The sequence below is a fragment of the Pseudoalteromonas peptidolytica genome, from assembly GCF_012641745.1.
Classification (GTDB): Bacteria; Pseudomonadota; Gammaproteobacteria; order Enterobacterales; family Alteromonadaceae; genus Pseudoalteromonas; species Pseudoalteromonas peptidolytica.
This window is the reverse complement of the sequence record NZ_WEHZ01000019.1, coordinates 98,378-105,269: the sequence shown is the minus strand read 5'-3', so window position 1 is coordinate 105,269 and position 6,892 is coordinate 98,378. Positions and strand designations below refer to the sequence as shown.

Sequence of the window (6,892 nt, the reverse complement as noted above, 5' to 3'; positions counted from 1 at the left end):
CACCACCGTATACTTTTGCAAGTACGTTAGTGATTGCTGCAGTTAGAGTTGTTTTACCGTGGTCAACGTGGCCGATTGTACCTACGTTTACGTGCGGTTTTACGCGTTCAAACTTTTCTTTTGCCATGACGAAACCTATAAGTTTTGTGTATCTAGATTACATATAAAAATAATCCACGACGAATGTGGACTAGAATTATTCAGTCTATTATAAATATTTTTTCGACAATTCAAAGGAAGTATTTGAGAAGATTCTTCGGAGACTGGTGCTGATAGGCAGATTTGAACTGCCGACCTCACCCTTACCAAGGGTGCGCTCTACCAACTGAGCTATATCAGCACGCCAGACGAACTGGAGCGGGCAGCGGGAATCGAACCCGCATCATCAGCTTGGAAGGCTGAGGTAATAGCCATTATACGATGCCCGCTTTAGGAACCTGTTCTTAACTACCTCTAACCGTCAAGAATAAAGTGGTGGAGGGAGCTGGATTCGAACCAGCGAAGGCAGAGCCGTCAGATTTACAGTCTGATCCCTTTGGCCGCTCGGGAACCCCTCCACGTAAAAATTCTTTCCTAAAGCATCCTATAAAATAGGGTAAAAAGATGGTGCCGACTATCCGAGTCGAACGGATGACCTACTGATTACAAGTCAGTTGCTCTACCAACTGAGCTAAGTCGGCACTGCTTTAGTACGGGGCGAGATATTAGAGCAACCGCTGACTTGATGCAACAGGAATATGCAAAAAAGTTTAAATTTATTGTTCAAGTGCTCACATTTAAGCCAAAACCATGACATTTTTAGAATTATTGTGGGTTTTTCCACCAAACCAAGAGCCCTTTGAATACTAACAGGTCATCAAAAACAGCAAGATCCACATGCTGCTTTATCAATTTTCCATAACCCCCGGTGCATAAAACCAACGCAGACTTGTTATCTAATTGCAGCTTTGCGCTCTGAACTAAGCCAATCATTGCCGCTAATGCTCCATTTTTAACTGCCTCTGGTGTATTTTTCGCAAATTCAGCTAAAAAAGGCGTGTTATCATCACAAAAAACGCGTTCTGCTCGGGCGGTGATACTTGTAGTCATCAAATCGAGACCAGGTACAATCCAACCACCTAGATGCTGTCCCTGTGCGGTAACGACATCTACAGTGGTCGCAGTACCTGAGTCAATTACAATTACATCTTGTGTTGGATAAAGCGCATGAGCTGCAAGTACAGTCAGCCAGCGATCAATTCCCAAGTTCTGAAATGCAGGGTATGCACAGGTAACACCAGCCCGTGCTGAAGATACATAAGCCTGCTCTAGCGGAATTGCAAACTCAGCAGCTCGGCTATTAATTGCTTGTAAATTTGTTCCTTTACCTACCTGTGAACAAATAATGGATGTTATTTTATGCCATTCAATATCATTCTCTTTTACTACGCGAATGTTGTCTTCATCAGCAACCGCATATTTTACAGCGGTGTTTCCCACATCAATTAGCAGTTTCACGATGTCACCTTTCTTAGCGAAACTTCGCCACCATAAAAAGCTTTTAATTCACCATCTTGCCTCAACAGTATTCCGCCCTGTGCGTCAATGCCTTCGCAAATACCGCACCACTGCCTTTGACCTGTACTTAGTGTTACAAGCTCACCTTTGAAAGCATTTAATCTGTTCCACTGGGAAACCATTTCCTTAAGTCCTGACTCTTTATACTGCACGAGGCGCTCAGATAAAGAATGAGTTAGCTGCACCACAAGCTGATTTTTATCAATTGAGCCTATGTGTGTTTGCAGATCTGTCCACGCTTGATCAATATGCTTAGATGCTGATTCTGGCATACAAATATTCAGTCCTATTCCTATTACCAAATGACAAGGACCTTCAACCTGCCCTTCAAGCTCGACCAAGATACCCGCTAGTTTCTGTTGGTTTAGATAAATGTCATTTGGCCATTTTAGTTCGACATTAATCCCATACAATACCTTCAATGCGTCATAAACAGCTAAGCCAACAGCAATAGATAATCCCATTGCCGCTTGCATACCAGCATCAAACATCCAGTAGTAGCTATAATAAAGGTTTGCACCAAATGGTGATTGCCATGTTCGACCTCTGCGCCCTCTTCCGGCTTGCTGCATTTCAGCTACCAACACATGACCAGAAGCCATATTAAGGTCACTTTGTAGACGTCGCATTAATTCGCTATTGGTAGAATCAACAATCGCATGATACTCAATGGGGCAATCCGTATGAAACTGTTGCTGCCAAAGGCTATTTAACTTATTTTGATTGATCAATGGCAAACTGTAATTGAGTTTATACCCCCGACCATTAACCCGAAAGATGTCCACTCCCATGTCTTGCAGTGCTGTAATATGTTTGGCGATAGCTGCACGACTGATCCCAAGCTGCTCACCTAACTCCTGTCCAGAGATAAATGTGCCTTGATTTAGTGCCGCTAAAATTGTTTGCTTTTTATGATCAGATGTTTTCATGACATTCCACACTTTGCAACTGACACTCCCCCTGCTTTGCGATAAGTCGCACTTCATGTTCCAGCTTTACCGCAAACTTTTGCCAAACGGTTCTTTGAATGTGGCTAACTAGCTGCTTCAGATCCGCCCCACTACTGCCACCTTCATGTACCAATACTAGCGCTTGCTGCTCGTATACACGGATAGTGCCACGCTGGCATCCTTTGAGGCCGGCCTTGTCAATCAACCAGCCAGCTGCGAGCTTTACACTATTTTCATCTACTTTAAATACAGGCATGTCTGGAAACATAGATTGCAATTGCACAGCAAATGCCTTATCAACAATCGGGTTTTTAAAAAAGCTCCCAGCATTAGCAAGCTTACAAGGATCGGGAAGCTTACTGTTTCGTATTGCAATTACTGCATCACACACATCTTTTGCAGTTGCAGCACCACTGAGGTTTTGCAAAGGACCATAACTTAACTTTGGTTGCCAACATATGGGCAATGCAAACGTGACTTCGGTAATAATAAACTTGTCTTTTAAACGATGCTTAAACACCGAATCTCGATAGCCAAATTGACACTCCGTACTGCTCAGTGTCGTAAAGTGTCCTTGAGTGATGTCAAAGCCCGTAACCGCAGTGATATATTGTGATACTTCGACACCATAGGCGCCGATATTTTGTACTGGTGCAGCACCAACCGTGCCGGGGATCAAAGCAAGATTTTCTAGGCCGCCAATACCTTGTTCGAGTAGCGTTAATACCAATTGGTGCCAATTCTCACCAGCAGCCGCACGAATTAAGTAGTGGTCATCCCGAGCCTCAATATTGACACCTGAGGTCGCAAGCTTAATCACCACACCAGCATAATCTTCAAGAAAAATCGTATTACTGCCCTCTCCAAGTAAAAAGAAAGCTTGGTCATAGTTGAGCTGAACGAGCTCCTTTGGGTCTTCAATAACAATAAGTGACTCACAACCTGATGGTAGTGAAAATGTGTGATAAGACTGCAAACTAATCACTGCAGCACCTTGTTGATATAAACTAAACTGGCGCTAGTGTAGCGCATTGCCCTGACTTGCGCATTAATGTCATCTTGCCCAGCATTTTACGTTACCTATCGGCTTATGCTGTTTAAATAGTTAGAAATTAGTTATGTTAGCCATTCTAATTGGGAATATTATTTTTATAAGAGCAGCATTATGACTAAACTTTCTGCACTGACACTCAGTCTTGCCATGGCTGGCCTTGTCCACACTGCTAATGTAAATGCAGCAGTTGACGAGCACACTTATGCCAATCTTAATGACGTCATCACCACTCACCTGCATTTAGACCTCGATGTTGATTTTGATGATAAGCAACTAGAGGGGTTTGTTGAACATACACTAGACTGGCAAAACAGTCAGGCTACAACGTTAGTACTCGATACACGCGATCTCGAAATCGACAAAGTGATGTATCAAGGCAAGAGTGGCAACTGGCATATCGCAAAGTTTGATCTTGCCAAGCGCGATGATGTGAAAGGTGCAAAGTTAACTATTCACTTTAAAGAGCAAGCTAAGAAAGCGCGTATTTACTACAACAGTTTGCCTGTTGCATCTGGCTTGCAGTGGTTAACACCGCAGCAAACCGCAAGTAAGTCTCACCCATTTATGTATAGCCAGTCTCAAGCTATTCATGCTCGTAGTTGGATCCCCGTGCAAGATACGCCAGCAATGCGCGTCACTTATTCAGCTCGAGTGCAAACACCTAAAGATGTACGCGCGGTAATGAGTGCGGATAATACTGGCGCATTTATCAAAGATGGCGATTATTGGTTTGATATGCCGCAAGCAATACCACCCTATTTGATCGCTATTGGTGCAGGTAATCTTGAATATAAAGAAATGTCACACCAAACTGCAATTTTTGCAGAGCCACAAATTCTTGATGCCTCGGTCGCAGAATTTAACGATACGCAAGCGATGATCGACAAAACCAATGCCATGTACGGTGAATACGCTTGGGGTAGATATGACCTGCTCATGTTGCCACCTAGCTTCCCATTTGGTGGTATGGAAAATCCGCGCCTATCATTTATCACACCAACCGTTGTGGCCGGCGACAAAAGCTTAGTAAACCTAATCGCACACGAGTTAGCACATTCTTGGTCTGGCAACTTAGTCACCAATGCGACATGGGAGGACTTATGGCTAAACGAAGGATTCACCTCTTACGTTGAAAACCGCATTATGGAAGAAGTGTTTGGTCGTGACCGTGCGGTGATGGAGCAGGCGCTGGATGCGGCGAGCCTACGCGCTCAACTAAAAACCATCGCGGCTCCTGATACACGCATGAATTTGGAGCTTAATGGTCGCGATCCTGACGATGCGTTTAGCTCAGTACCTTACACAAAAGGGCAACTATTCCTTATCTATCTTGAGGAAAAGTTTGGTCGTGACAGGTTCGACAAGTTTGTTAAAACCTACTTTAACACCTTCTCTTTTAAATCTCTGACTACCGATGAATTTGTTGCTTACTTAGACAAAAACTTGCTACAGCAATATCCTGGTATCGTGAGCTTAGAAAAAGCCAAAGAATGGATCTATGAGCCAGGTTTACCAAGCGACGCCCCAAATCCTACTTCTGATGCTTTCGAAAAAGTGGATGCGCTCACTCAAGCTTGGCTAAAAGATGAAAAAACACTTGCAGACCTACCAACCGATGCATGGACGGTACATGAATGGCTGCACTTTATTAATAACTTACCAAGAGATCTTGCCATCGAACGCATGGAAGCATTGGACAAAGCATTTCAGCTCACACAGTCAACCAACGCAGAACGCGCGTTTGCGTGGTACATGCTAGCAGTAGGTAACGGCTATCAGGCTATTTACCCAGATCTCGAAAAGCATCTAGTAAGTATTGGGCGCCGTAAGCTTATTGTGAATTTATATAAATCACTCATTAACAATGGCAAACGTGACTGGGCTTATCGTGTTTATCAACAAGCACGACCTGGGTACCACCCACTTGCTCAGGGCACTATCGACGCCTTATTTGAATAATACATTTCAAAAACAAAAAGAGCGCTTCAATAAGCGCTCTTTTCTATTTTAGTTTAAGTTCAAACTTAAATTACTTGTGATATTGACGGCTAAACTCGTGTACAGCATTAATAAACACGCCCGCGTTTTCTGGGTCAACATCAGGTGTAATGCCATGGCCTAGGTTAAATACGTGACCGTTACCTTCACCAAAGCCCGCTAGAATATGCTGCACCTCTTCACGAATACGGTCGTGTGTTCCATGTAGCATTGACGGATCCATATTGCCTTGTAACGCGACTTTGTCACCGACACGACGCTTCGCATCAGCAATATCAATTGTCCAATCAAGACCAACCGCATCACAGCCTGTCGCTGCAATAGCTTCAATCCATTGACCGCCGTTCTTCGTAAATAATGTCACAGGTACTTTCCGACCATCATTTTCACGAATAAGACCGTCTACAATCTTGTGCATGTATTGTAGTGAGAACTCTTTGTAATCACGTGGGCTTAGCACCCCACCCCAAGAGTCGAAAATCATTAGCGATTGCGCACCAGCTTTCACTTGGGCATTAAGGTAGTCAATAACTGAGTCAGCGACTTTATCCAGTAGTAAGTGTAATGTTTGTGGCTCAGCAAAGGCCATTTTCTTAATCTTACCAAAGGTTTTACTGCTACCACCTTCGATCATATACGTCGCTAGCGTCCAAGGAGACCCTGAGAAACCAATAAGTGGTACTTCACCTTTAAGCTCACGACGAATTGTGCTCACCGCATTCATTACATAGCCAAGCTCGTCTGTTGGGTCTAATTTAGGTAGCTTTTTAACATCATCTAGTGATTGGATTGGACGCTCAAATTTAGGACCTTCGCCAGTTTCAAAATAAAGCCCTAGCCCCATTGCATCTGGAATTGTCAAAATATCGCTGAACAAAATTGCCGCATCCAGTGGATAACGACGAAGTGGCTGGAGCGTTACTTCACAAGCTAACTCTGCATTCTTACAAAGGCTCATGAAATCACCAGCTTGTGCTCTTGTCGCACGATACTCTGGCAGATAACGGCCAGCTTGACGCATCATCCATACTGGTGTGACGTCAACTGGTTGTTTTAATAGCGCTCGTAAATAACGATCGTTTTTTAATTCGCTCATAGCGTCTCAGTTCCAATACTAAAAATCAATTATGCCAATTGTATCACTAAGTACACATGGGCACTATCTAAACTATCCCCAAGAATCTGGGTCTATGATCTAGATTAAGGCATACTTTATTAGGAACAAATTCATGTGCTTAACAAATTAATCTAGATACATACAATTAAACTGATTGCAACACGATTAAAAGATTGGTATAAAAATATGGCGTTACAAAAATAACAACAAAACACC

At 43.3% G+C, this 6,892-nt stretch carries 6 protein-coding genes and 4 tRNA genes; 1 reads left to right on the top strand and 9 read right to left on the bottom strand.

Translation table 11 applies throughout. From position 1 onward, the window contains the following. The 8 genes from F9Y84_RS13600 to murB form a co-directional block, all read right to left on the bottom strand. The coding region (locus tag F9Y84_RS13600; protein ID WP_033023824.1) for a GTP-binding protein at positions 1-127 on the bottom strand (127 nt) is incomplete at its 3' end. Between the two features lie 137 nt (positions 128-264). Beyond that, positions 265-340 (bottom strand) — tRNA-Thr (locus F9Y84_RS13595). 13 nt (positions 341-353) lie between these two features. Beyond that, positions 354-428: transfer RNA gene (locus F9Y84_RS13590), tRNA-Gly, on the bottom strand. 44 nt (positions 429-472) lie between these two features. After that, a tRNA-Tyr gene (locus tag F9Y84_RS13585) sits at positions 473-557 on the bottom strand. A 47-nt stretch (positions 558-604) separates the two neighbouring features. Then, positions 605-680, bottom strand: a tRNA-Thr gene (locus F9Y84_RS13580). Between the two features lie 124 nt (positions 681-804). After that, positions 805-1,497: a type III pantothenate kinase gene (locus F9Y84_RS13575; RefSeq protein ID WP_147390641.1), complete on the bottom strand. Its 693-nt coding sequence runs from the start codon at positions 1,495-1,497 to the stop codon at positions 805-807. Then, the gene (birA, locus tag F9Y84_RS13570; RefSeq protein WP_147390642.1) at positions 1,494-2,486 is read right to left on the bottom strand and encodes a bifunctional biotin--[acetyl-CoA-carboxylase] ligase/biotin operon repressor BirA; all 993 of its coding nucleotides are present in this window, start codon (positions 2,484-2,486) and stop codon (positions 1,494-1,496) included. The genes F9Y84_RS13575 and birA overlap by 4 nt, the downstream gene beginning before the upstream one ends. Then, on the bottom strand, positions 2,473-3,492 hold the full coding sequence (gene murB / locus F9Y84_RS13565) for a UDP-N-acetylmuramate dehydrogenase (RefSeq protein WP_147390643.1): 1,020 nt from the start codon (positions 3,490-3,492) through the stop codon (positions 2,473-2,475). The genes birA and murB overlap by 14 nt, the downstream gene beginning before the upstream one ends. 180 nt (positions 3,493-3,672) lie before the next feature. On the opposite strand from murB, the gene F9Y84_RS13560 reads away from it, so the two are divergent. Continuing rightward, positions 3,673-5,520 carry a M1 family metallopeptidase gene (locus tag F9Y84_RS13560; protein ID WP_147390644.1) on the top strand — a complete coding sequence of 616 codons (1,848 nt, stop codon included), beginning with the start codon at positions 3,673-3,675 and terminating at the stop codon, positions 5,518-5,520. Positions 5,521-5,590: 70 nt separating this feature from the next. Here the strand turns inward: F9Y84_RS13560 and hemE are convergent, their stop codons facing one another. Continuing rightward, a complete protein-coding gene (gene hemE / locus F9Y84_RS13555) occupies positions 5,591-6,655 on the bottom strand; it encodes a uroporphyrinogen decarboxylase (protein WP_125254215.1) in 1,065 nt (354 codons plus the stop codon). Between the last annotated feature and the right edge of the window lie 237 nt (positions 6,656-6,892).

Coding starts and splice junctions, on each gene's coding strand:
- birA (WP_147390642.1), bottom strand. CDS start 2,486: ATGAAAACATCTGATCATAAAAAGCAAACAATTTTAGCGGCACTAAAT.
- F9Y84_RS13560 (WP_147390644.1), top strand. CDS start 3,673: ATGACTAAACTTTCTGCACTGACACTCAGTCTTGCCATGGCTGGCCTT.
- hemE (WP_125254215.1), bottom strand. CDS start 6,655: ATGAGCGAATTAAAAAACGATCGTTATTTACGAGCGCTATTAAAACAA.